Source organism: Viridibacillus sp. FSL R5-0888, assembly GCF_038009105.1.
GTDB lineage: Bacteria > Bacillota > Bacilli > Bacillales_A > Planococcaceae > Viridibacillus > Viridibacillus arenosi.
In genome coordinates, this window is record NZ_JBBPAU010000001.1 from 154572 (window position 1) to 180115 (window position 25544).

General features: G+C 34.2%; 29 protein-coding genes and 1 riboswitch. Of the genes, 21 read left to right on the plus strand and 8 right to left on the minus strand.

Features of this window, described 5'->3' with window-relative positions; translation table 11 throughout:
• Positions 1-8 precede the first annotated feature (8 nt).
• From MKY02_RS00810 to MKY02_RS00850, 9 genes are all read left to right on the plus strand, one after another.
• Positions 9-575 carry an NADPH-dependent FMN reductase gene (locus tag MKY02_RS00810; protein WP_076034727.1) on the plus strand — a complete coding sequence of 189 codons (567 nt, stop codon included), beginning with the start codon at positions 9-11 and terminating at the stop codon, positions 573-575.
• 247 nt (positions 576-822) lie between these two features.
• Positions 823-1689: an SDR family oxidoreductase gene (locus MKY02_RS00815; RefSeq protein WP_340710478.1), complete on the plus strand. Its 867-nt coding sequence runs from the start codon at positions 823-825 to the stop codon at positions 1687-1689.
• A 311-nt stretch (positions 1690-2000) separates the two neighbouring features.
• Positions 2001-3164, plus strand: coding sequence for an iron-containing alcohol dehydrogenase (locus tag MKY02_RS00820; RefSeq protein WP_340710479.1), 1164 nt, complete (start codon positions 2001-2003; stop codon positions 3162-3164).
• A 225-nt stretch (positions 3165-3389) separates the two neighbouring features.
• On the plus strand, positions 3390-4301 hold the full coding sequence (locus MKY02_RS00825; RefSeq protein WP_051448747.1) for a DMT family transporter: 912 nt from the start codon (positions 3390-3392) through the stop codon (positions 4299-4301).
• A 176-nt stretch (positions 4302-4477) separates the two neighbouring features.
• Positions 4478-4903, plus strand: coding sequence for a DMT family transporter (locus MKY02_RS00830; protein WP_340710480.1), 426 nt, complete (start codon positions 4478-4480; stop codon positions 4901-4903).
• Between the two features lie 49 nt (positions 4904-4952).
• The gene (locus tag MKY02_RS00835) at positions 4953-5651 is read left to right on the plus strand and encodes a Crp/Fnr family transcriptional regulator (protein ID WP_340710481.1); all 699 of its coding nucleotides are present in this window, start codon (positions 4953-4955) and stop codon (positions 5649-5651) included.
• A 26-nt stretch (positions 5652-5677) separates the two neighbouring features.
• Positions 5678-6139 (plus strand): DMT family transporter, encoded by a 462-nt coding sequence (locus MKY02_RS00840; RefSeq protein ID WP_038186463.1) that lies wholly within the window; start codon positions 5678-5680, stop codon positions 6137-6139.
• On the plus strand, positions 6136-6828 hold the full coding sequence (locus MKY02_RS00845) for a YjjG family noncanonical pyrimidine nucleotidase (protein ID WP_340710482.1): 693 nt from the start codon (positions 6136-6138) through the stop codon (positions 6826-6828). The genes MKY02_RS00840 and MKY02_RS00845 overlap by 4 nt, the downstream gene beginning before the upstream one ends.
• A 314-nt stretch (positions 6829-7142) precedes the next feature.
• Positions 7143-7478 carry a zinc ribbon domain-containing protein YjdM gene (locus tag MKY02_RS00850; protein ID WP_340711672.1) on the plus strand — a complete coding sequence of 112 codons (336 nt, stop codon included), beginning with the start codon at positions 7143-7145 and terminating at the stop codon, positions 7476-7478.
• A 358-nt stretch (positions 7479-7836) separates the two neighbouring features.
• On the opposite strand, the gene MKY02_RS00855 is transcribed toward MKY02_RS00850, so the two are convergent.
• The 4 genes from MKY02_RS00855 to MKY02_RS00870 all read right to left on the minus strand — a co-directional run bounded on the left by MKY02_RS00855 (position 7837) and on the right by MKY02_RS00870 (position 10323).
• Entirely contained in the window at positions 7837-8055 is a 219-nt protein-coding gene (locus tag MKY02_RS00855; protein ID WP_038186460.1) for a helix-turn-helix domain-containing protein, read from the minus strand.
• 135 nt (positions 8056-8190) lie between these two features.
• Positions 8191-8784 (minus strand): sigma factor-like helix-turn-helix DNA-binding protein, encoded by a 594-nt coding sequence (locus tag MKY02_RS00860; RefSeq protein WP_340710484.1) that lies wholly within the window; start codon positions 8782-8784, stop codon positions 8191-8193.
• Positions 8785-9235: 451 nt separating this feature from the next.
• Positions 9236-9394, minus strand: coding sequence for a YvrJ family protein (locus tag MKY02_RS00865; protein WP_038186458.1), 159 nt, complete (start codon positions 9392-9394; stop codon positions 9236-9238).
• An 11-nt stretch (positions 9395-9405) separates the two neighbouring features.
• Positions 9406-10323, minus strand: a complete 918-nt coding sequence (locus MKY02_RS00870) for a S8 family peptidase (protein WP_038186457.1) — start codon at positions 10321-10323, stop codon at positions 9406-9408.
• Between the two features lie 442 nt (positions 10324-10765).
• On the opposite strand from MKY02_RS00870, the gene MKY02_RS00875 reads away from it, so the two are divergent.
• The 12 genes from MKY02_RS00875 to MKY02_RS00930 all read left to right on the plus strand — a co-directional run bounded on the left by MKY02_RS00875 (position 10766) and on the right by MKY02_RS00930 (position 21422).
• Positions 10766-11383 (plus strand): NUDIX hydrolase, encoded by a 618-nt coding sequence (locus tag MKY02_RS00875; RefSeq protein ID WP_038186455.1) that lies wholly within the window; start codon positions 10766-10768, stop codon positions 11381-11383.
• 140 nt (positions 11384-11523) lie between these two features.
• The gene (locus MKY02_RS00880) at positions 11524-11991 is read left to right on the plus strand and encodes a GNAT family N-acetyltransferase (protein WP_340708559.1); all 468 of its coding nucleotides are present in this window, start codon (positions 11524-11526) and stop codon (positions 11989-11991) included.
• Between the two features lie 91 nt (positions 11992-12082).
• Entirely contained in the window at positions 12083-12442 is a 360-nt protein-coding gene (locus MKY02_RS00885) for an MmcQ/YjbR family DNA-binding protein (protein WP_038186450.1), read from the plus strand.
• 214 nt (positions 12443-12656) lie between these two features.
• Positions 12657-13904 (plus strand): MFS transporter, encoded by a 1248-nt coding sequence (locus MKY02_RS00890; protein WP_076034735.1) that lies wholly within the window; start codon positions 12657-12659, stop codon positions 13902-13904.
• A gap of 218 nt (positions 13905-14122) precedes the next feature.
• A riboswitch (cyclic di-AMP (ydaO/yuaA leader) is annotated at positions 14123-14268 on the plus strand.
• Between the two features lie 109 nt (positions 14269-14377).
• A complete protein-coding gene (locus MKY02_RS00895) occupies positions 14378-16204 on the plus strand; it encodes an APC family permease (protein WP_038186446.1) in 1827 nt (608 codons plus the stop codon).
• 146 nt (positions 16205-16350) lie between these two features.
• Positions 16351-16875, plus strand: a complete 525-nt coding sequence (locus MKY02_RS00900) for an AAA family ATPase (protein WP_038186443.1) — start codon at positions 16351-16353, stop codon at positions 16873-16875.
• A 39-nt stretch (positions 16876-16914) separates the two neighbouring features.
• Positions 16915-17352: a FosM family fosfomycin resistance protein gene (gene fosM, locus MKY02_RS00905; RefSeq protein WP_076034737.1), complete on the plus strand. Its 438-nt coding sequence runs from the start codon at positions 16915-16917 to the stop codon at positions 17350-17352.
• A gap of 17 nt (positions 17353-17369) precedes the next feature.
• The gene (locus tag MKY02_RS00910; RefSeq protein ID WP_340710487.1) at positions 17370-17921 is read left to right on the plus strand and encodes a histidine phosphatase family protein; all 552 of its coding nucleotides are present in this window, start codon (positions 17370-17372) and stop codon (positions 17919-17921) included.
• Positions 17922-17935: 14 nt separating this feature from the next.
• Positions 17936-18778: a hypothetical protein gene (locus MKY02_RS00915; protein ID WP_038186438.1), complete on the plus strand. Its 843-nt coding sequence runs from the start codon at positions 17936-17938 to the stop codon at positions 18776-18778.
• 137 nt (positions 18779-18915) lie between these two features.
• Positions 18916-19755, plus strand: a complete 840-nt coding sequence (locus MKY02_RS00920; RefSeq protein WP_038186435.1) for a DUF2785 domain-containing protein — start codon at positions 18916-18918, stop codon at positions 19753-19755.
• Between the two features lie 171 nt (positions 19756-19926).
• On the plus strand, positions 19927-20478 hold the full coding sequence (locus MKY02_RS00925) for a YdhK family protein (RefSeq protein ID WP_038186433.1): 552 nt from the start codon (positions 19927-19929) through the stop codon (positions 20476-20478).
• Between the two features lie 290 nt (positions 20479-20768).
• Positions 20769-21422, plus strand: a complete 654-nt coding sequence (locus tag MKY02_RS00930; RefSeq protein ID WP_038186432.1) for a hypothetical protein — start codon at positions 20769-20771, stop codon at positions 21420-21422.
• 50 nt (positions 21423-21472) lie between these two features.
• Here MKY02_RS00930 and MKY02_RS00935 read toward each other — a convergent pair whose 3' ends face one another.
• The 4 genes from MKY02_RS00935 to MKY02_RS00950 all read right to left on the minus strand — a co-directional run bounded on the left by MKY02_RS00935 (position 21473) and on the right by MKY02_RS00950 (position 25439).
• Positions 21473-22159, minus strand: a complete 687-nt coding sequence (locus tag MKY02_RS00935; RefSeq protein ID WP_038186430.1) for an ABC transporter ATP-binding protein — start codon at positions 22157-22159, stop codon at positions 21473-21475.
• Positions 22159-23250 (minus strand): ABC transporter permease, encoded by a 1092-nt coding sequence (locus tag MKY02_RS00940; RefSeq protein WP_038186428.1) that lies wholly within the window; start codon positions 23248-23250, stop codon positions 22159-22161. Before MKY02_RS00940 ends, MKY02_RS00935 begins: the two co-directional genes overlap by 1 nt.
• 132 nt (positions 23251-23382) lie before the next feature.
• Positions 23383-24762, minus strand: a complete 1380-nt coding sequence (locus MKY02_RS00945; RefSeq protein WP_038186426.1) for a sensor histidine kinase — start codon at positions 24760-24762, stop codon at positions 23383-23385.
• Positions 24759-25439: a response regulator transcription factor gene (locus tag MKY02_RS00950; RefSeq protein WP_038186424.1), complete on the minus strand. Its 681-nt coding sequence runs from the start codon at positions 25437-25439 to the stop codon at positions 24759-24761. Before MKY02_RS00950 ends, MKY02_RS00945 begins: the two co-directional genes overlap by 4 nt.
• Positions 25440-25544: the final 105 nt, after the last annotated feature.

The following is a 25544-nucleotide window of genomic DNA, read 5'->3' on the forward strand; positions in this document are numbered from 1 at the left end:
TGTATATGATGAAAATTGTAGGCATCGCAGGCTCCAATGTAGGGTCAAAAACAAGAACAGCTATGGACTATACACTTAAAATAGCAAGAGAAAAATATCCGGATGCAGAAGTAACATTAGTAGATCTTGCTGAATATGAAATGGTCTTTAGTGATGGGCGAAATTATTGGGACTACGAAGGAGATACAAAATATGTAACGGAAACAATAATGGCGGCAGATACAATTATTATTGGTACACCGACATTCCAAGCGTCTATCCCAGCTACATTAAAAAACATTTTTGACTTACTACCAGTTAATGCTTTCCGAGATAAAGTGGTAAGTATGCTTGTAACAGCGGGCACTGCAAAGCATTACTTAATGTTGGAGCAGCAGTTAAAACCAATATTAGCGTATATGAAAGCACATATCGTCCAAACATATGTATTTATAGAGGAAAAAGATTTTCATAGAAAAGAAATTGTGAATGATGATGTACTTTTTCGTATAGAGCGTTTAGTAGATGACACAGTACAGCTTGTAGATGCATACGCGGAAATTCGTAAAGCAAAAGATGCAGAATACGATTTTTAATAAAGTTAATTGTATATTACACTAAAGTACTTTAAATAAAATAATAAATTTTCTAATATTCCATATAAAACATTAAGTGTTTTATATGGAATTTCTTTTTTTAAAAGAGAATTTTCATTTGTAATGTAAAAAAATTCGCCTCCATAAAGTTTATTGATATCCGATTGAACTCTTAGGTTACCTCGTTTAACAGGTAAGTTCCTAGGGTAGAGAAATAGTATATTAAAAAATTAAGGAGGAGATTTCATTGAATATTTATGAAAGCCAAACAGATGGGCAACCGGGGCAAACACAGCAGAAGCAACCGGGAATAGAATCACAAATGAACCCTCTACCAGTACAACCGACTAATTATATTGGAAGTGGTAAATTAAAAGACCGCATTGCTTTAATAACGGGGGGAGATAGCGGAATTGGGCGTGCAATTGCTATTGCCTATGCAAAAGAAGGGGCACATGTAGCCATTAACTACTTTGATGAAGATAGTGATGCAAAGGATACAAAGAAACTAGTAGAAGCAGAAGGTGTTCGCTGTCTCTTACTTCCTGGAGATGTTACAGATGAAGAAAAGTGTAAAGAACTGGTTGATACAACTGTAAGTGAATTTGGGCAACTTGATATTCTCGTTAATAATGCAGCAATACAATATACTGCTGAAAATATTGAGGATATAACTGCAGAACAATGGGACAAAACGTTTCGCTCCAATATTTACTCCGTATTTTATATGAGTAAGTTTGCAGTACCACACTTAAAACAGGGGAATTCTATTATTAATACGGCTTCGGTTAATCCTTACGTAGGCAATCCAACGCTCATGGATTATACAGCTACAAAAGGTGCCATTGTTGGTTTTACTCGTAGTTTAGCGCAGAATCTCGCCAACAAATCGATTCGTGTAAATATGGTAGCCCCAGGACCCATTTGGACGCCTCTTATTCCAGCATCATTTGATGAGGAGAGAGTTGCAGAATTCGGCATAGACACTCCACTGAGTCGTCCTGGTCAACCAGCCGATCTTGCGGGAGCATATGTTTTATTAGCTGCAGATGAAGGAGCTTATATCACAGGGCAATGTATTCATGTGAACGGTGGTATGGTCATGTCATCTTAAGTATTAATATGTGGTTTTAAAAATGATTTTCTCAGGAAGCTATAAATGAATATATTAATTTTAAGTTAAAAAATCATGATAATAGGAGAGCATGGTGCAGCCGTTTTTCCCAATTAAACCCCAACTTTTTATGGATAGCAATCAGTTAATTTTAATTGTATTCCTAACAGAAGTTGGGTTTTTTGTGAGGATTTAAAGAATCTTTTATACATATAAATTATTGAAAAGTGTTTGTTTAGCATGTAATCAAATGATTGTTAGTTTTTAGAAATAAAATATATAATGAAGGAAGAATAAGGAGGTTTTTTATTTTGCAAAATTTCACTTTTTGGAATCCTACGAAACTAATTTTTGGACAAGGACAGTTAGAGCAGTTAAAAACTGAGGTGCCGAAATTTGGTAAAAAGGTATTAGTTGTTTATGGTGGCGGAAGCATTAAGCGTAATGGCCTATATGACAATGTAATGAATATGTTAAATGAAATTGGCGTAGAGGTTTTTGAGCTATCTGGAGTAGAACCAAACCCTCGGCTTTCAACAGCTAGAAAAGGAATTGAAATTTGTAAAGCTGAGAACATTGACTTCATTTTAGCAGTTGGTGGCGGAAGTGTAATTGATTGTACGAAGCTTATTGCTGCAGGTGCAAAATATGACGGTGATGCATGGGATTTAGTAGTTAAAAAAGCATTTGCAACAGAAGCACTTCCATTCGGAACGGTTTTAACTCTTGCTGCAACAGGATCTGAAATGAACGCTGGTTCTGTTATTACAAATTGGGAAACAAACGAAAAATATGGTTGGGGAAGTGCTGTCACATTCCCACAATTTTCAATTTTAGATCCAGTTAATACGTATACTGTTCCTAAAGATCAAACGATTTATGGAATGGTAGATATGATGTCGCATGTGTTAGAACATTATTTCCATCTTGAAGAAAACACTCTTTTCCAAGATCGTATGTGTGAATCATTACTGTTAACTGTTATCGAGACTGCACCAAAGCTGTTAAATGACCTTGAAAATTATGAGTATCGTTCTACGATTTTATATAACGGTACTATGGCGTTAAATGGTATTTTAAATATGGGCTACCGTGGAGATTGGGCTTCTCATAATCTTGAGCATGCTGTTTCTGCAGTTTATGATATTCCTCATGGTGGTGGACTTGCGATTCTATTCCCTCATTGGATGGAACACAATTTAAAAGTCAAACCAGCACGCTTTAAACAGTTAGCTGTAAGAGTATTTGGTGTTGATCCTGAAGGGAAAACTGATGAAGAAGCAGGATTAGAAGGTATTCAAAAACTTCGCGAATTCTGGAACAGCATCGGCGCCCCATCACGACTAGCTGATTATGATATTGATGATAGCAAGCTAGAAGTTATGGCTGACAAAGCGATGATTTATGGTGAATTCGGTAATTTTACAAAACTGAATAAAGAAGATGTAATGGATATTTATCGCGCATCATTGTAATGATAGAAAATTAGATTTTATATATTGAGCCATTGAGGGAATTATCTCTCAATGGCTCTTTTTTATTTCTTCGAATAATAGATGAATGGATAAAATATTTTTAACCTTACTTACGAAGAATACTATCTTAAGATATAATAATGGATACCAAAATAATAGATAGATGATTCTAAAAAATTAGGTAAATATATTTGGAACATTGTTAAAATCAAAGGAGATACAGGGATGCAGAGAGAATCACGTGCAAAAACCGCTTTATTAATCACATTTGTGGTCATCGCTTGGGGAATGTGTTGGCCGATATACAAAATGGCTCTTAATTATACACCGCCTTTGTTATATGCAGGAATGCGCACATTATTTGGTGGTATTCTATTAGCCGGAATATTATTACCACAATGGCGCAAAATCGAATGGAAGAGGAATTGGAAAGTTTATGTGATAGTTGGTTTGTTGAATACCGTTATATTTAATGGTGTACAAACAGTTGGTCTACAATATTTACCATCAGGTTTATATTCCGTTATTGTTTATTTACAACCAGTGTTAGTACCAATTTTAGCTTGGATGTGGCTAAACGAATCATTATCTGCCATTAAAGTAGTGGGGCTTGTTATAGGTTTCTTAGGCGTAGCTGCAGTATCGTTGGATGGTTTTACAGGTAATGTATCATTATTTGGTATCATGTTAGCGCTTATTACAGGTATTGGATGGGCAGTTGGTGTTGTTTATGTGAAAAAAACAAGTTCACAAGTACATGGACTATGGCTCGTCGCAATTCAAAGTATTATTGGTGGAACAATCTTAAGTATGGGGGGTATAGCAACAGAACAAATTTCAGATATAACATGGAATATTAGTTATATTAGTTGTTTATTATTTGGAACGGTTATCGCAGTCCCAGGTGCAACGGCAGCTTATTTCTATTTAATGAGTTCTGGTGAATCAAGCAAAGTAGCTTCTTTTACATTCTTAGTACCTTTAATTGCAGTTGTCATTGGTACGCTGTTCCTAAATGAACCATTTACATATTCTTTATTGTTAGGATTAGTATTGATATTAATAAGTATTTATTTAATAAATCGTCCTGAAGCAGGATTTTCTTTTGTGCGGCGTGTAGAGCATAAGCATTTATAAAGTGTGGTTTTAATAAATATAGTAAACATTGCCTCAAATTGTGGATACTTAGTAATCCCTTTTTGAGGTTTTTATATGGAATTAAATAATCAAACGTTTTAGAGACATATGTCCTTCCCAAAATTAGTGCATGTGTTTTTTAATAGAGAGAACAATTTAAATAGGGGGAGTGAAGTATGCGCGGAGTTCTCTTTGCATTTTTAGGCGGGGCTTTTATTACGCTACAAGGGGTAGCTAATGCACGAATTAGCCAAGATATTGGCACTTGGCAAACTGTGACAATAACGCAATTAACGGGATTTGTCATGGCTTTGTTGATCTTCCTTTTTGTCCGAGATGGCAGCTTGCAAATGTTCAAGAAAGTAAAACCTTACTATTTGGTTGGTGGAGCCTTTGCCGCCATAATTATCTTTAGTAATATTTCGGCGATTCATCGAATTGGTGTTACGCTAACTATATCAGTAGTGCTCATTGCCCAGCTTGGTTTGACTTTTGTTATTGATATTAAAGGTTGGTTTGGTGTGGGAAAGCAACAGATGAAGTTACCACAATTTATCGGTATTGGAATGATGGTAGTGGGAGTAATTATTTTAGGTTTCTGAGAAACGTTTAGAATGACTAAGGTGGAAATATAGGAGGTGGAATCGATTCATGAAGAAATTAGATAATCGTGAGCAACTTAATTACTATTTAAAAGAGTATCAATTAGAGTCCATTTTTAATAAATCTTTAATAGAGCATTTATCCTTGTATAGCTTCGACCAGGGGGAAGATATTTGTTCACAGGGAGATTCGTCGCAATACCTTTATATACTTGTAAAAGGGAAAATCAAAATTTTTACAAGCTCCTCGGAAGGTAGAAAATTAATACTCTCTTTTAAGACCCCACTTTATCTAATTGGTGATATTGAATACGTTCAAGATGTAGATATTATTAATACAGTTGAAGCTGTTTCTCCTGTTGTTATGATTGGTATTCATTATCAATGGCTAAAAAAATATGGGAGTGAATATACGCCATTACTACGATTTTTACTTGATACCATCACAAGAAAATTCCATATAAAATCCAACTTTTTAAGCTTTAATTTGCTATATCCAGTAGAAGTGAGATTAGCTAGTTATCTATTGTCCATTTCTTTTTATGATTCTGATGCACAATATGATGGAGGACTAAGTACAAATCGTTTAAGAGATGTAGCGGATTTAATCGGAACGAGTTATAGACATCTCAATCGAGTAATCCAGCAATTATGCGCAGAAGGGCTAATTGAACGTACTAAGGAGTCAATTATCGTGACAAATCGTGAAGCATTAAGCACCCTTGCCAATCACAATATTTATGAATGAATCAAATATAGATGGGAGTAGTGATGATGATTGTAGGATTAATATTAGCGCTTGTGGCAGGTGCATTAGTTGGCTTGCAAAATATTTTTAATAGCAAAGTGAATGAACATACAGGTTCTTGGGCTTCAACGACATTAGTGTTAGGAATGGGATTTTTAGCTTCACTAACGATGGGACTAATTGTTGAAGGTGGAAACGTATTTAATTTACATAATATGCAGCTATGGTATTGGTTCAGCGGATTAATAGGTGTCGGCGTCGTTATTTGCATTTTGAATGGAATCAAATTGCTTGGTCCGACGTACGCCATTTCAATTGTACTGACATCACAACTTAGTTTTGCATTATTATGGGATTCACTAGGGTGGTTTGGTTTAGAGCAAGTTCCTTTTACATTCCGGCAGTTACTAGGTGTACTAGTCATAGCTGGTGGTATAATTGTCTATAAATTTGGTGGTAGAACAGCAGAAGTGGGGGAGCAACTTTGAAAAAATATCAGACATTATTATTTGATGTAGATGATACGTTATTAGACTTCGGAGCAGCGGAAAAAGAGGCATTATACTTACTTTTTAAAGATCAAAACTTACCTTTAACGAAAGAGATAGAAGAGCGATATAAGGAAATTAATCAAGGTCTTTGGAGTGCTTTTGAAAAGGGTGAAATTGGTCGTGATGAGGTAGTAAATACGCGCTTTTCTCTTCTATTCAAAGAATATGGTAAGGAAGTGGATGGAGCCTTATTAGAAAGAAATTATCGAATTCATTTAGAAGAGGGACATCAGCTTATAGAGGGTGCCTTGGAATTAATCATAGGCCTACAAGACAAATATAATTTATATATAGTGACAAATGGTGTTTCCAAAACACAGGACAAACGTCTACGAGCTTCAGGATTACATACGCTATTTAAAGATATTTTTGTTTCAGAAGATACAGGTTTTCAAAAGCCGATGAAGGAATACTTTGATTACGTCTTTGCAAGAATTCCTAACTTCTTGGCAGAGGATACTTTAATTATCGGAGATTCTCTAAGTTCAGATATTAAAGGTGGACAGCTAGCAAACATTGATACATGTTGGTTTAATCCGCATATGAAGTCAAATAACACTAAAATTATGCCAACGTATCATATTCAAAAGCTTGGTGAGTTATATCAAATACTAAATAGTAAATAAAAAAATAGTAATAAAATTATTGTTATTAGTACGTTCGAAAATGCAGCCTTAAAGCTGGAAAATCGGGCGTTTTTTATTTGCATAAAAATGGGGATATAAAAGAATTATAGAGGAGAGAATAAATGATAATTCATTTTGGTGAAAACGGGAATTGAAGGAATGCTTGTAAATCTGAAAGGACTATGACAGTATATAAGCATGCAAGCAACAACTTATATAATTTTAGTATGTCCAGCTCGTAATAGCTATTTATACGGAGCACTATAAATATTTTTAGGGGAAAATGGACCGAAATGAACGGAGGAAAAAACACGATGTTAGATTTACCAAACTGCCCGAAATGTAATTCAGAATACACTTACGAGGATGGAAGTCTTTTTGTCTGCCCAGAATGTGCGCATGAATGGACTTTAGAATCTGAAGAGAGTGAACATACAAAAGTCATCAAGGATGCTAATGGGAACGTATTAAACGATGGTGATTCGGTTACGGTTATTAAAGACCTTAAAGTAAAAGGTAGCTCTTCTGTTTTGAAAATAGGGACAAAAGTAAAGAGCATTCGCTTAGTTGAAGGCGATCATAATATTGATTGTAAAATTGATGGTTTTGGAGCAATGAAATTAAAATCGGAATTCGTTAAAAAGATTTAATATCAGATTGCTTATAGGAGAATTCATTTTGAGAAGTAATTTATCAAAATGAGTTCTTTTTTATTTCACTAAGTTAAATTATTATAAAAGACAACAAATGCAGGCATAGCCATGATAAGTGCCCACTACATATTAGCACCAACATAACTCGTCCTTTGTTCGTTGCCTTTTTCGGAGATTATCCATCTTTAACTCAATTGTAGGAAGACTTATCAGCAATATGGACACGTTCCCTCTTATTTTTAAATTTTGGGCTTACCAAAATGATCTTGCGGATTCTTTACTAGAACCAAATCATGAGCATTTCGTAAAGAGGGACGCTTATGATTATGAAACTATAGAATCAGCTCATATCAAATTAATCTACATGATATTCGATAAACTCAAAAAAATCCGGTGTTCTTATTTCTTGCAAATAACTTAATTTCTCTAGGATTTTCATACTGATCTCTTGTTCCAAATCTTCTCGCTCTTGCATACGAGTGTTAATCAAACTTTTCTTAATAGCAGGTCTAAAGATTTCTAGTATGCGTTCTAGGTCTTTGTTTTCTACTTCATGCAAGATTTGGTTTTCCATCATGTTTCCCCATTTCTTTCTGAAATCTAAATAAAGGGTATAAGAACAAAACATAATATTTTACGTGAAAAATGATTGCGATTTTAAGTAGATTATCACTATAACAAACGTGAATTGAACAAGTAATTCCTCATTTTATTTTTCCTGTTTACATGCATTTCTTAATTTTTTTAAAGCAGCTTGATGGTTATATGAAATAGTTTGTTCTGATTCGTTTAATATTTTTGCGATTTGTTTGTTATTAAAATTATGAATGTAGATTAATTCCAAAATACGTAATTGCTTATTTGATAGCAATTTCATCTTAGAGTTTAGATGAGCATTAGCAATATAGTCACTAATGTTTTTTTGTTTTCGTTGAAAGTTGATAAAAGTCGTATCTTCATCCGTCGACATTAGAAGGTCCATTAATAGGTGTTTTTCCTGGGTGATGGATTCTTCAGTTACACCGGGAATAGGAAGGTTTTTTTTATAATAGCTACGTAATTTTTTATCAAATTCAATTGCAGAAAAGTGGATGGTTTTTGAGATATAAGAAATAAGAATAATGTTTTTATAGTATCTGCGAAAGGATGCATTTAGTTGTTCGATACTTTCTTTATCCATGTCATTGATTGCCTTATGAAAAATATGTTGATTATCACCACTTTTTAAGAATTCTTTCATAATAGGTTGTTTCATCATAGCATCATATTTCTTGAAAAATTCTTCTTCTCTAACTGTCATCATCTACACTCCTCCTTTCATGTGAAAGAGAAATATAAAACAAATTGATCGAGAAATAGTATTATGAATTTTAGAATTTTTAAGGGAGTAAAAGTGGTGTTTGAATTATCACTTATATTACTAGTTTATGGGTTAATTTAGTAATTATGTTAATTTTAACGATAACACACATGTTTGAAATGAAAATGTATCTTTTTTATCATTTTTAGTGAAAAACACATATCATTATTAAAAATAAATAACGTTTTTTGGTAATGGGACTTCCCGCTTTTTATAAGAAAATTTATAATTAGTAAATTTTAACTACTAAATTACAATGGAAGGGTCATAATTTATCTATTTTGCACCTCTACATTATGAATTTTCTAGTATTCGTCGATCTTGTTTTCATATATTATGACCCTTTCCATAATCATGGCCAGATTAGTTAAGACAAGAGATTCGATTGTTTAATTCACCCTTTTTTCTTCTGAACAATTACTTCACGGAGATAGTCTAATCCAACTGTTAATCGTTCTAGTTTTTTTTCAAAACGTATTAAAAGGTATATTGTCATTACAATTGGAAATCCAAAATTTGAGATTAAATAAACCCAATCCGCATCGGTTCCCATACTAACCCCTCCTATTTTAATTGGATAAAGCCATTACCCACTTGGCTGATAGGGAAATCTATTTTTCTCGAATGACTACTAAAATATCTTTCAATTTGTGATGGGAGTAGCATTTGATCATATTTTTGTACGAGATTTAAAACTAGTGCAACTGAACCAGAAGCATGTGGAGCTGCCATTGAAGTCCCGGTTAATTTCACATATTGCCCATTTAAATGAGTCGATAAAACATCTTCACCAGGTGCCATGAATTTTAGGTTTAGATTAGTATGAGAAAAGACAGAAGGGACTAAATCGTTATTTACAGACCCTATCGAAAGTGTTTCTTCATAAAAAGCAGGATATGAAATTTCGTATGTTTCAGAATCACCATCACCGCCGTTGCCAGCTGCAGCAACGATAATAATACCTGCATCATATACATTTTTTATCGTTTTATATAATTCATTTGTATGTGTAGGACCTCCTAGCGACATATTAATCACGCTTACTTTCTCGCCATTAGGACCTGTCCACTTCATTGCATAATCCAAAGCTTCGATTAATTGATCATAAGAACCAGCCCCTCTTTTATCTAACACTTTTAGGATGAGTAAGTTACATTTAGGTGCTACACCTATAACACCCACTCCATTATTTCTAGCTCCTATAATTCCAGCAACGTGTGTACCATGGCCATTATGATCTTCAAAGATGCTTGGCTCACCATTATCATCATCTGTAAAATTATATCCACCGATAATGGCGTCTGTTAAATCAGGGTGATGTGTGGCAATACCCGTATCCAAAATGGCTACAACGACTCCACTACCTTCGGAAGCCTCTGTCCAAACTTCTCTCGCTTTGATGAGATCTACTCCAGGAGGAACAACCTCTAAATCACTATAAAATGATAAAATTTTGTATTTACCTAATTCGATTTTCGGCATATTATCCATCCTTTTCATATTAGTTTTTTGTACAAAAGAAATTCACCCGACGTTTGGCCAATCATAATGAATAAAGCAATGTCTCCGCCAATATTACCTAGGCAATGTTTAATTTGTCCCTTTGAATTCCTCCTTTATAATCCGTTATATTCTATAAAGAGATATTTAGAATAAATTATCAAAATAGTTAATCAATTTAGTTCTAATATCACTATAGTAAAAGTAAAATTGGATGCTTACATAGAATGCCCAGGAAATTTAGGGGGGATAGAAGAAAATAAGCTGACGTTATCTTCGTTTTATTTGTGATAAATGTAGAGAATCCATTTTGTTTAATCGTTTTCCAAATGTAATCTTTTCTTGAATAATATACAAGTTGTCATGTGTTTTATATAATTGAATGTAATTATATGACATTAGTTAGGGTGGATGGTGATGATAAATGGAACCTAAATGGCTTGAATGGGCGAAACAGCTTCAATCTATCGCGCAGGCGGGGTTAACTTATTCAAAGGATGTCTACGACTTGGAAAGGTTTGAGTTAATAAGGGAAATTAGCGTGGAAATGCTGTCGTATCAAACAGGAATAGATAAGAAGAGAATAAAGGATCTATTTGCAAATGAAACTGGTTATGCCACTCCGAAAGTAGATATTAGAGCAGTCATTTTTCAAGATAATAAATTATTAATGGTTAGAGAAAATACTGATGGTTATTGGGCACTACCAGGGGGATGGGCTGACATTGGGCTGACGCCAAATGAAGTCGCAGTAAAAGAAGTAAAAGAAGAAACAGGGTTTGATGTAAAGGCAGTTAAGTTATTAGGCGTACTAGATAAGAAGTGCCATCCACATCCCCCATCTCTTTATCATGTTTATAAAATGTTTATTCGATGTGAAATAATTGGCGGGGAACCAATGAAGGGTATTGAAACCAATGCGGTGGCGTTTTTCTCAGAAGATGAATTACCATCCTTATCAAAAGCTCGGAATACACAATCTCAAATTGAATGGGTATTTAAAAGTTTAAATAATCCACAAGAACCAGTTTATTTAGATTAATTTATTTCTGTAATGGTAATTTTATAATTAATCGACTTAAGAATTCGTCATAACTTTGGAAATGCAAAGCAAATATTGAAAGTAGATTAAAAATAACTGGTAAATAAGATTGTTTTATAGCAAATGGAAGAGGTGATTCAATGCAAGAATTATTTGTTGGTAAAATGAATGTAAATTTTGCAAAGGAGATTTTAAGTTGGAGATATGAAGCACCATATGATTTTTACAACAATGATTTAGACACAGACTCATTAAATGAGATGCTAGAAAATCCTTATTATTCAGTATTAGACAGTGATGGAGAATTAATCGGATTTTTTTGTACTGGACAGTCCGCGCAAGTACCAAGTGGTTCTATGTTTGGCGCCTATTCAGAGGGACGAGTTGATATTGGTATAGGAATGAAGCCTGGATTAACAGGTAAAGGGTATGGTTATACCTTCTTTTCATTCATACTTAATCATATTCAAAATGAAAATTCTTTACCAATCCGTTTAACTGTTGCTAAATTTAATCATAGAGCTATTCATCTATATGAAAAACTCGGTTTTACTAAGTTGATGGAATTTAGTAACGACTCAACAGAATTTATCGTAATGAATAAATAGGGGGAATCTATAATGGTTAAGGAGATAAAAATAGTCAAACTTTATATCGGTTCTTTACAGAAATGACTATATTATAAAAGGAGTAATTTCAATGGATAAAGAAAAATTAAAAGAAATTTGTGAGAGACTACCAGGTATAACGCATGATTATCAAGTGGATTGGCAAGCGGATCGTTATCATGTAGGTGGAAAGATGTTTGCAATGTTAGGTGGAGATGCTGAAAGAAAGCCTATCATAACTTTAAAATGTGAGCCTAATCGGGCTGTAGAGTTACGTGAGACTTACAAGAGCATTGTTCCAGGGTATTATATGAACAAAACACACTGGAATTCATTGTATTTGGAGTCGGATTTATCTGTTGATATATTCGAAAATTTAATTGTACATTCATATAATTTAGTTTTTGAAAAATTAACTAAAAAAGCACAAAAAGAAATTGTTGCAGAATAATCTATATAAGAAATGTCACAAAGACATGTAGAAATGATATGGAAAGAGAATAGTTTTTCGAATAGACTGGCTAAAGTAGGTCAGTTATTTACTTTTGATAAATCGTTTTTACTTGTTCATAAATATAGAGGGTACTTTGACTTCAATACATTCAAACCGTAAAATAAATTATTACGGGAACCGAAAAATATTGGATGTTAGAGGGTAGAGTAATTTGAGAGATAGCCAGTCGGGAAAGGCACAGCGCAATTTGTATACCTTTCTAGTGAGTAAGATGTTGACGTCACTTGGTTTTGGCGTATTCAACTTTGGAATGAGTTTATACATATTATCTGTTACGGGTTCAGCACTTAGCTTTGCAACAAATATTCTATTTAATGTACTCCCACGTGCTCTAGCAGCACCAGTTGCGGGGTATGTGGCGGATCGTTTTCCAAAGAAGCGTGTAGTTGTGACAAGTATGGTTGGTATTAGTTTGTCAGTAGGTATTTTGATTGTTTATACGTTGATGTACGGAATATCAGTGCCTGCCATATATACAATTACGGCGGTTTTTTCTACATTCGGAGCATTTAATGGTATTGCTTTTTCAAGTTCTATACCGAATTTAGTTGGTAAGGAACGTTTACAGAAGGCGGTGTCTTTTAATCAGGTGTCACATTCTATCGGAGCAATTGGTGGGCCGTCTATTGGAGGCATGTTATTTGGATTTGTCTCAATGGAAGTGTTCCTAATGACGATGTTTATAGCCTATGTCATCGCGCTATGTTTAGAAGCTACGATGGATTTTACATTGTTTGAAGTACCTATGAAGAAGAGAAAAGAATCGATGGTAGCGAGCATGAAGGAAGGATTCCAGTATTTACGTACAAAGCCACTTGTGCAAACTTTATTGATGACAACACTATGGATGAACTTTTTCTTTTCAGCCGTCAGTGTGGGGCTCGTCTTTATCTTAGTTGAAAAGTTAAGTATACCGTCAACTCAAGTAGGTATTATTCAAGGAGCGGGAGCGATTGGTATGCTTGTAGTTTCTATTTATTTATCTACTCGTAGCGATTTGAAATCACCGTTGCATTTTGTAAAGCGTGCTGCGTTTATGATGTGTGCCGTCGTTGCTAGTATTACAATTCCTTTATTTATGAATTTTAATGGTATTAGCACTTTCATTTTTTATATGGTGTTGATGATCGTGTTTTCTGCAATGGGTGTTTGTGCGAATACACCGATTGGTATAGTGCTTCAACGATCGATCGATGATGAGTACCGCGGTCGAGTATTTGGTATTATCGAAACGTTATCAGTTGGTACAGGTCCTATTGGCGCATTAATTTTTGGTGCGTTATTTGATTACGTCGATGCTAAAGTAATCTTACTTTGTGTGAGTATAGCATTGGCGCTATGTATTACATATCTAATGAGAAAATCTAATATTGGCGTTCCTGGAGATGAACTTGTTTAGTATGGATTAATAGAAAAGTTAGAGGAATGTCTATTCTTCAGTAGAGAACGAAAAATTTTCTTATAAGTATTTAATAAACGCTCCAAAATAGGCGAGTAAATTAGAATAGTAGGTCTTCAGTTTAAAGTGACTTCTCATTGAGAAAAGTCACTTTTTATTTGTAAAAAAATATTTATTTACTTTTTTAAAACTTGGGAGTAATATTACATCAGTTTCAAATTTCTAAATCGCTGAAGTGAAATACACGGGGGACCCGTTTATATGGATTGCAATGTAATCCTAGGGGTGAATCCTTTAAAGAAGGTAGGGCTACTCAAGGCCCGAATCCGACAGCTAACCTCGTAAGCGTTATATGAGAAGGAAGGTGGAGCTTGTTAGACATGAATCCTAATGTCTACAGGTCTATTTGTTGATGACCTGTAGGCTTTTTTTATTCTCTAAAAGTAAAAAATCCTCTAGATTGGGTGAGAAAAATGAAAGCCTCATTGAAAAGAATGTTGATAGGTAGACCTTTGAAATCGACTGAATTGGGTGAACAAAGGTTAAATAAAACGAAAGCATTGGCGATCCTTTCATCAGATGCGTTATCTTCTGTAGCGTATGGTCCTGAGCAAATATTGATCGTTTTAGTGACAGTTGGAGCAACAGCGCTTTGGTATTCGATACCCATTGCATTTGGCGTCATCATTCTTTTAACAGCACTTATACTGTCATATCGTCAAATTATTTATGCTTATCCTAATGGAGGAGGGGCTTATGTTGTATCGAGGGAAAATCTCGGGGTTAATCCAGGCCTTGTTGCTGGTGGTTCATTATTAGTCGATTATATATTGACGGTGGCTGTTAGTGTATCTGCTGGAACAGATGCTATAACATCAGCGCTTCCAAGTCTCCATGATTATAATGTGGAGATTGCCATTGTATTCGTTATCTTACTAACGATTTTGAATTTAAGAGGCGTGACGGAATCCGCTTCTGTTTTAGCATATCCAGTGTACTTATTTGTATTAGCGTTATTTATCTTGATTGGTGTAGGAATCTTTAATGTTGTGACAGGTAATGTTCCATCGAATTTGCATACATCAATTGGTACCCCTGTCGCAGGGCTTAGCTTGTTTATTTTATTAAAAGCTTTTGCTTCAGGTAGTTCTGCTTTAACTGGTGTCGAAGCCATTTCGAATGCTATTCCAAATTTTAAAGAACCTGCACCTGTAAATGCGGCGAAAACTTTAATGGCAATGGGCGGTTTGCTAGCGATTTTATTTTCAGGCATTGTTTTCCTAGCTTATTATTACGGTATTACACCGAGTGCGACATCAACTGTTGTATCCCAAATCGCTGAAGCAAGCTTCGGGCGTAATATGGTTTATTACTTCATTCAAGGAACAACAGCGTTGATATTAGTGCTCGCTGCAAATACAGGGTATTCTGCGTTCCCATTACTAGCTGTGAATCTATCAAAAGATAAATTTATTCCTAGAATGTTTCAAATAAGAGGAGATCGTTTAGGGTACTCTAATGGAATTATTTTATTGAGTTTGGCAGCAATTCTATTAATCATCGTATTTAATGGTAATACGGAGAATTTAATTCCTTTATATGCTGTTGGGGTTTTTATACCTTTCACATTATCTCAAACGGGAATGATTGTGAAATGGATAAGAGAAAAACCTCAAGGCTGGGTAACAAAACTAATCATCAACTCGGTTGGAGCGACGATATCATTTGTTGTAACAATTGTGTTTTTCGTGACAAAATTGCCTGCAGTATGGCCAGTGTTTATTTTCTTACCAATCATTATCTTTGCTTTCCATCGTATAAAAAAACATTACGATTCGGTGGGTCCACAGCTCAGATTAATAGCTGATGAAGAAATTCCACAAATCGAAGGTAATGTTATTATTGTTCCTGTCGCAGGCATTACGAAAGTTGTAAGAAATTCATTAAATTACGCCAAATCGTTGTCAGCTGATCAAATTATTGCGGTATATATTGCATTTGAAAGAGAGGATACGAGAAAGTTTGAGGAACAGTGGAAGAAGTGGCAACCCGATGTGAAGTTGGTGACACTGTACTCTCCTTATCGTAGTATTGTGCAACCACTAACGAAATTCATAGACAAAGCTGAAAGATTAGCGAGTAAATCAAACTATCAAGTCTCTGTCATCATTCCGCAATTTTTGCCTAAGAAAGGTTGGCAAAATATTCTCCACAATCAGTCGAGTCTGTTAATACACACCTCTTTGCTGTATCGGAGAAATGTAGTCCTCATCACAGTTCCATATCATTTGCAAAAATAAAAGAGGATTTTTTAAAGTTTTATTGAATATATAATACAAAGAAAATCCTTATCCTTATAGCTTAAATGAATTAAAGTCCTGTATTTAATTACAGGGCTTTAATTTTATTTGTAAATAAAAAAGTCTAAAGATAAAAAGGAGAAACTATGATTATTTTAATCAACGGCGCCTTTGGTGTTGGGAAAACAAGCGTTACTGAATTATTGCATGAGAATTTAGAAGAGAGTATTATTTTTGACCCGGAAGTAGTGGGATTTATGCTCAGACATATGTTACCAAATGATATAAAAGAAAAAGAGGCTCCTAGTGGAGATTTTCAGGATTTTATTTTATGGAGAAAGTTATTTGTGGAAACAGCCAGATGTCTTCATGAGCAGTATGGGAAGACATTGATTGTCCCAATGACTATTAGGAACATTGAATACTTCACTGAAATCATGGATGGCTTATATCAAGTAGATAATGAAGTGTATCATTTCTGCCTAACAGCCACTAAAGAGACAATTCATAAACGTTTGTTAGAGCGAGGAGAAGTTTTGGGGGATTGGTGTTTTCAGCAGACAGATAAATGTTTAGCAGCATACGAAAACAATGACTTTTCGTATTATATTAATACGGAGAACAAAGATTTAACTGAAATAATTGAGCACATTGTTGAGAAAATAAATTAATGTTTATATATGAAAATGAATTGGAAAAGGGCGGTTTTCATGAATATTCAAGGTATAAATCACCTCTTATTTTCAGTTTCAAATTTAGAAAAATCAATTGAATTTTATCAAAATGTATTTGATGCAAAGTTATTAGTAAAAGGGCGCTCTACAGCATATTTTGATGTCGGTGGGATATGGCTAGCATTAAACGTAGAAGAAGATATATCACGCAATGAAATACACCAGTCTTATACTCATATAGCATTCACAATAAAAGATTCGGATTTCGATGAAATGTATGAGAAACTTAGAAATTTAAATGTAAATATACTATCTGGTAGACAAAGAGATCAAAGGGATAAGAAATCTATCTATTTTACAGATTTAGATGGTCATAAGTTCGAATTTCATACAGGTACATTACAAGACAGAATGGATTATTACTTACAGCATAAAAAGCATATGGAATTTATTAATGACGGTAAACAAAAATAGCAAGGGAAGATGCTGAGATGACAACAAATGTTTACTTAGTAAGGCATGCGCATTCAGTGTATACACCGGATGAATTAACACGACCATTATCCGAAAAAGGGCTAAGAGATGCCAAGAGTATTTTGGAAAAGCTTGAATTGGAGGGAATTGATACATTCATATCTAGCCCATATAGAAGAGCGATTCAAACAATTGAGCCTCTAGCAAAATACAATAAAGCTGAAATTAAACTAAATAAGACTTTTCAAGAGCGTAAGCTAGCTCATGGAGAAGTAAAGGACTTTACTGCAGCAATAACAAAAGTTTGGCAAGAACCAGATTTCGAATTTGATGATGGAGAATCCAATCTTAAAGCTCAAGCCAGAGGTATAGAAGGTTTGATGGACGTCTTACATACTTATCAAAATCGTAATATTGTGATTGGAATACATGGGAATTTGATGGTGTTGATCATGAATTACTTTGATGTAAAATATGATTTTGCTTTTTGGAAAGAGCTACAAATGCCAGATATCTATAAGTTGTCATTTGATGGTGTGAATTTTATGAAGATAGAACATATTTATTAGAAGGAGGTTAGTAGATGAAAATAATCGATACGACTGAATATTTTTTAGAAAATTACAAGCCAACGATTAGCTTTTTAAAAGGATACTATGACAAGTATCCTAAAGTATTTCAAGAGTATTTTTTGTATCACTGCAAAGATACAGAAGAAAGGCTTTTACAATCGATTAGTAAATATGAACATGATTTCGAACGTATTAGATTAGTTAGAGAAACAATCGTTTCAATTATTGAAAGAGTTGAATTAAGCTATAAAGAAAAATATGACGTGGAGTACCCATTGGATGTAAATTTATTGATTGGTGGTTATGGTTCTAATGCTTATACATATAGAGAAATTATTCCTGACATCAGTTTTGCGCTAGAGAAATTATCTCCGGAAATTAATCATCTAGAATATATTGTGGCACACGAGTTTGGTCATGCTACACACAATATTGTTTCAGATAAGAACAAAATCGATTGGACAATTATCGATTGGGGTAGCCCCATCACTTGGTTAAACCAAGAAGGCGCCGCTACGCATTTGTCTCGCCGAGCTGTACCAAATCTATTGCCACATCAGTATTTTTCTTATGATGTGGATGGAGCAGAGTGGTTATCGTTTGCTCGGAACGATTATAATGACATTAAAAACGCATTTCGTGAAGATTATCAACAACTAAACTTCAAAGAGTTGTTTTACGAGTGGTTTTCTATTAACGGTGGAAAGCGATTCGAACACACGCGCCTTGCGTACTTTTTAGCAGATGATTTCTTTCAATATCAGATAGCTACTTTAGGAGAAATAGAAGCAATTGCTGCTTGGGGAAGAGATGATTTTAAACAAATGGCTGAGAAATGGTTATATGAATTATAAAGAGATAATCGTAGGAATATCTAAGTCACCTATCAATGTTCGAATGGTAGGTGGCTTTTTAATTTCTAATGCAGCTGTTTCGATGTTCATGGCATAATGTACACAGTGACAAATGAAGGTAATTAATGGAGGATGTTATGGATTTAAAACAGATTTTAATTGATTGGGTATCGATGTCTATATTAGAACGTAAAACTTTGATTGCTAATAATGGTGACGAGTTACTTTTCAATATGCTGCAGGAAATAGGTGCTGTCGATGCAGAATTACGTGATCAACTGATTTATAGAACATTTATAGAGATGCTTGGGGAGCAGTTACTTTCACATGAGCAAATGCAATATTTGTATAAAGAAATTGTATCGGAAAAATATTTATTTTCCCAAATCGGTGATGAACAGACTGATACAGTATTAACGCGTTCTTTTTCAGCGTTGTTGTTGACAGGTCTTTTAACAACAGATGCAGAGTTGAGATTCTTACCTAATGCGGCATTGACTACATATTTAGAAAAAAGCGGTCATTATTTACAAAAAGAGCGAGATGTTCGGGGATTTATAGATGGTAAGGGATGGGCACACAGTATAGCGCATGGTGCGGACTTAGCTGCCGCAACGGTACGTCATCCAGCCTTTGAACTACGCATGGCACCACCAATACTGCAAGCTATTAAAGCATGCCTATGGAAAAATGCAGTTTATATAGATGATGAAGAAGAGCGTTTAATGATAGTGATAGAAGAAATGATGAAAAAGGGTGTTTCAGAAGAAGTACTCGTTGAATGGACTGAGCAAATTTTCGATAAGTTAGATCATCATCTATATAGCATAGGATATGATCCATCATATTTTAAAGCGAGAACTTGTACACTCCATTTTATGAAAACATTATATTTTGCATTGAAAATTAATAAGCGTATGCCAAAATTAGAAGGTGTTGTATACATGCAAATCGCTAAACATTTTAAATTAGGTTAAATAGGAAGGATTATTTAACTATGATAGCTTAAGGGAGTTCGAACTAGACAATGATTTTAAGCTTTTATAAATTGTGTTAGAAAGTTTGGATTTTGCTATATAGGGAATGGTACATACTAGTTGGGAAAAATATATAATACTAATTTTCGACTAGGAGGATGCAGAGTAATAATGAAAAGTAAAAAAAGTATAATAGGAATACTATTACTAGTTTTTGCATTAACATTAGCTGCGTGTACTGGTAATAATGAAAAAACAAATACGAAGGTAAATGATGAAGATATGAGTATGGATCATTCTGTATCAGCAGAAATACCAGCTGATTTAAAAGAAGAAGAAAATCCAAAATATAAAGTTGGAAGTAAAGTGATTATCGAAACAAGTCATATGGATGGTATGAAGGGTGCAGAAGCCATAATAGTAGGAGCTTTTGATACAAATGCATATGCTATTTCATATACACCTACAAATGGTGAGGAAAAAGTGAAGAACCATAAGTGGGTTATTCAACAAGAACTTGTTGATGCGGGTGATAAATTACTCAAACCTGGTAAAGAAGTTAAGGTAATGGCTTCACATATGGAAGGCATGTATGGTGCTAATGCCAAAATCGACTCCGCGGAGCCAACAACAGTATATATGGTTAACTACAAACCAACTACGGGTGGTAAAGCAGTGGAAAACCATAAATGGTTAACAGAGAATGAAATAAAAGCTGAATAATATTTGCCCTTTAGATTTCTAAATCTAAAGGGTATTTTTTGTTTAGGTAGAATAATAATTATAGGACTTACAAAGTAGAGGAAGTGAAAACTATAAAATGTATCAATTTTTTACGCCTCTATAGATTGTTACAGTTAAGCTCAAAATAAAGGAGAAATTTTTATATAGAGTATTAGAATCTAAATGATTCTGCAGAAAATATTATAGAAGTTGAGATTTTTTATAAAATTTGAATCGCTATTTTGGGGTTAAGATGCTAAATATGCATCTTTTAGAAGGATGGGGGATGTATGAGCGCATTAAAAAGAGGAGCAGCATTAATAATAGGCTGTGTTTTATTACTTTGTGCTTGTAGTATTGCAGAAAAAGTTATCGATAAACCGATTGAACAGCAAGTTATGTTTACAAAAAAAAATATGATGATATATCCTAAACTAACTAAAAGAGAGGAAACTATATTAGATAGAACTACGGAACAATATCTCATTTATGAATACCAAATAGACAAATCGTACAATCATTTAAGATTATGGGTTGAGGCATATGAAAAGGGGAATTTAGCAGATTTAGAAGTTTTACTCCTTAACTATGAAGTAAAAGGTAGTGGTACCATCATTATGAATACAATTAAAAAAGCTGAATCCAATGCTGACAATATATTAAGTTTGAGTGTAACCTCTGGTAATGGGAGTAACTCAAGTAGTATAAGAACACAGCTTCCAAAAATGTCATCAGATTCTACTTTTACGGTATGGAAAAGTACAATTGCAGGTGAGAAAAATATTGAGTCTGAAATGATTTTAGGTTATATGATTCATGGATATTCTAATGAAACAGAACCTCACAATTATGAGGAACTTAGCGAGAATCCCCAAAAATTGATCAAAGAGCTATCAGCTAATAAAGAAGTTTATATATTAAAAAGTAAATTTATAAAAAAGTAGAATGACAGTCAATTGAAAAGGAGACACGGTAATGAACCGTGTCTCCTTATTTAAGTTGTTCTTAATGCTAACTGTCCATTTTTCATTTCATAAATTTTATCGCAATAAGATAAGATGCTTTCATCGTGTGTTACCATCACAGCTGCTTTATTTTTTTCCTTTACTTCTTTTGCGATGAGTGCAACGATTTCGCTACTACGCTCAGAATCAAGGCTAGCAGTTGGTTCATCGGCAAGAATAATATCAGGGTTGTTCATTAATGAACGTGCAATCGCCACACGTTGTTTTTCACCACCAGATAGATGCTGTACAAAGTGATTTGCGCGGTGAGCAAGACCCACTGATTCTAATAATTCATCTGCTCTTTGTTGTGCTTCCTTATTCCAAGAGTCTGCAAGATCCGCTACTAATTTAAGCTGATCTTTTACTTTTAAATAAGGAACTAGATTAGAAGCTTGGAATATATAGCCGATTGAACGTAAGCGTACTTCTGCTTTTTGTTTGTCATTATAGTTTGCTATGTTTTCACCGTTAACAATCATTTCACCGCCATCTGGGCTCAAAAGTGCGCCTGCTATAGATAGAACTGTACTTTTACCTGAACCTGATGGGCCGAGTATAGCAATGAGTTCACCTTTAATTGCTTGGAAATTAAGGTCGTGTAAAATCTCAACTTCCTGTTCACCGTCCTGAAATACTTTACGAACATTTTTTAGTTCTAATGGAATGTTAGTCATTATTCTGCCCTCCCCATAGCTTGTAACGGATCCGCTTTTACAATGCTAGCACTTGAAAGTAGCGCACCGAAAATCGATACGATAAATAATACACCAGAGTATATAAGAATTAAACCAAAGTCAAAGACGAATGGAATACCCTTTGGCATAATCGCTTGCAAGATTGCTGCAAAACCGATTGCTGCACCAATACTTACAATGGATAGGATAATTACTTGGATAATTGTAGAACCAATGAGGAAATTGTTTTTTGCACCAATTGCTTTTAAAACACCAAATTGGTTAACTTTTTGAATCGTCATAATATAGAAGAATGCTGTTAAAACGAATACTGCTATTACGATTAAAAATGCCAACATCATGAATAATGATTTTTGTTCAGCATCGTAACCAGGTATGCCTTTAATAACATCACCTTTTTCTACCCAAACCCCATCTTTTATAGTAGATGAAACATCTTCTTGTAATTCTTTATTAGCATCCTTTATAACAATCGCGTTATAAGATACTTTTTGTGTTGAAGCAAAAAGGTTTTCCCAGCTTTCTTTGTTTACAAAAGCTACTGGTGTATGACTGAACGTTTGTTTCTCAGTAAAACCAACTACTGTATAAGTAATATCTGAGTTTTCTTCGTATAACTTATCGCCGATTTCAATTCCTTGTTTTTTTAATGAGTCATCGGCAACAATTGTTGGTCCTTTAGAAGATTTAATAGTTGAGCCTTCAGTTACTTTAGGCATTAGGAAGCTATTTGGGTCAATCCCCATCATGCTTACGTCGACTTTTTTATCTGAGTTTACTTCCTTTAAAGAAAGCATTTGTAGACCGACTGTTTGCAGATTTTTATTGTCTTTTATATCCGATAACACTTTTTCATCAAAGCGAGAGCGATCGAGGCGATTGTCTGCATCTTTGTCTAAGTAAAATGCATGTGCATTCATGTTCTGAATAGAAGATGCGTTATCTGATGACAAACCGTTTGCCAATCCACTAATGATAAACACCAACGCTGCAACGAAAAACATGATAAAACCGATCAATAAATATCTAAGTTTGAAAAACCGAATTTCTTTTAATGAAAGAGAAAACATATCTACTTCATCCTCCTGTTCTTGGTTACATCCATAATGTACATCTTGAATATGAACGGAAGATGAATAAGAAATTACAAAAAAAGCCAGTTATTATTTATGGAGAAGTCCACAAGATAATAACTGACAATATTATTGAATGGGTAATGTCACAGAAAAGATCGTACCTTCATTTTCTTCACTTATAACATCTATTTTCCCATTATGCAATTTAACGATAGATGAAACGATGGATAAACCAAGTCCAGAGCCTTCAACAGAATGGGTTCTTGAAGTATCTACACGGTAGAACCGATCGAATATCCTATCAATTTCATTCTCAGATAAACCTATCCCTTTATCTTGGAAAGTGACAATAATGGATGAATCTTTTTTGGCTATTGCTATATCAATGCTTCCATTTTCTTTATTGTACTTTATCGCATTCGTTAAGAGGTTGTCCCATACGGTGTTAAGTAGTAAAGGGTCACCTACTATTTCGAAGTCAGGTAGAGAATAGCTGAGCATAATTCCCTTTTCTCCAATTGCCCATTGATATTGGCGGACAAGTTCTTTAATTTGCTCTGCTATATTGAATGATTTTTTCTTCATAATATCCTCATTCTGATCTAAAGATGAGAGGAGAAGTAATTGCTTGGTTAGAGTAGAGAGTCTTTCAATTTCCCCATTTATAACTGCAATATATTTTTCTTTATCTTCAGAGGGTAAATCATCTTTTCCTAATAAGTTTGTATAACCTTTAATATTCGAAAGTGGAGACTGAATATCATGGGAAATATTTGAGATGAATTCTTTTCGAATATCATCAAATTGTTCTAATTGGTTTGCCATATGAGAGAAGCTATTTGCTAGCTTTCCTAATTCATCACTACGGTTTATATCGAGCTCGACGTTAAAATTTCCTTCGGCCAACGAGTTCGTCGCTTTTGTTAATTTAGTAATAGGTTTTACTAAATATTTTGTACTAATGATTACCATTAAAATACTTAGTATTATTGTTAATGCAAATAGCCAACCAAATAAAATATGCATCTCATTGAAAAGTAACTTTATGTCTGGTCTAAGGAAGAGTGCATATTGTTTGTTATCATGTGTTAACGGAACTCCAATCGTATTTCTCAACTCATTTGCAAAAAAACCAGTGACAAATGTTTCTTGTGGGAAATGAAGAAGGCCGTGGTAAATCTCATTATTTAATACTTGATCGATTGTAGAATTTGGCAGTTCCTTTACACGAAATTCTGCACCAAAATAAGTACCTTCCCTAGATGTATCAACCAAGTACAGTTGATAACCGATGTATGACAGAGTTTCGAGATAGTCCTTCAAGTCAGTGGTAGGGTGTTTTTCGGCAAATTCAGCAATGTCTAAAGCAATTTGTGTATTCTTTGCATCGTTAAATGGTTTTAGCTTTTGTTGATAATACGTATTGGATATAAAGAATGATAGCACGCCACTTAGGAGCATAATGCCAATCGTCACTATAATGAATTTAAAGTAGAGGGATCTCATATACTTTTGTCCTCCAATAAGTAACCGATTCCCCGTACAGTTTTAATATGAATGGTATCTGTTAAGTCTGAAAAGCGCTCACGCAGCCGTTTAATATGAACATCTACCGTACGATCATCACCTGCAAAGTCTAATCCCCAAACTTGTTCAATTAAATGCTCTCTAGAAAATACTTGTTTAGGGTGAGACATTAAAAAATACATTAATTCAAATTCCTTTAATGGCAAAAATATTGTACGAGTGCCAATTTGTACTTCATAATTTGCTTTATTTATTGAGATATCACCTAGACGAACGACAGAATCATCAACTTGTTTATCATAACGACGTAATAATGCTTTAATACGAAATAGTAATTCTTGTGGTTCAAATGGCTTTACAAGATAATCATCAGTGCCAGAATCATAGCCTTTTTCCTTATCGGTAATTTGGTTTTTTGCAGTTAGTAAGATAACAGGAATATCGTACTGCTGACGTATTTCTTTTGTTAAAGAATAGCCATCCATATATGGCATCATCACATCAATAACTGCTAAATCACAGAGCGTACCTTTAAGAATGCGCAATGCTTCTATACCATCATTTGCCTTAAATACATGGTATCCAGCATCTCGTAAATGTACCTCTACCAAATTTAGAATATTAACATCATCATCCACAATTAAAATGTTGGTCATCTATTTAGCCCCCCTAATTAATAACAGTCCCTTTGACTAATAATCATATAGTACTTCGGTAAATAATTGAAATCACAAGATTAGGTTATCTATTTTATTGACATG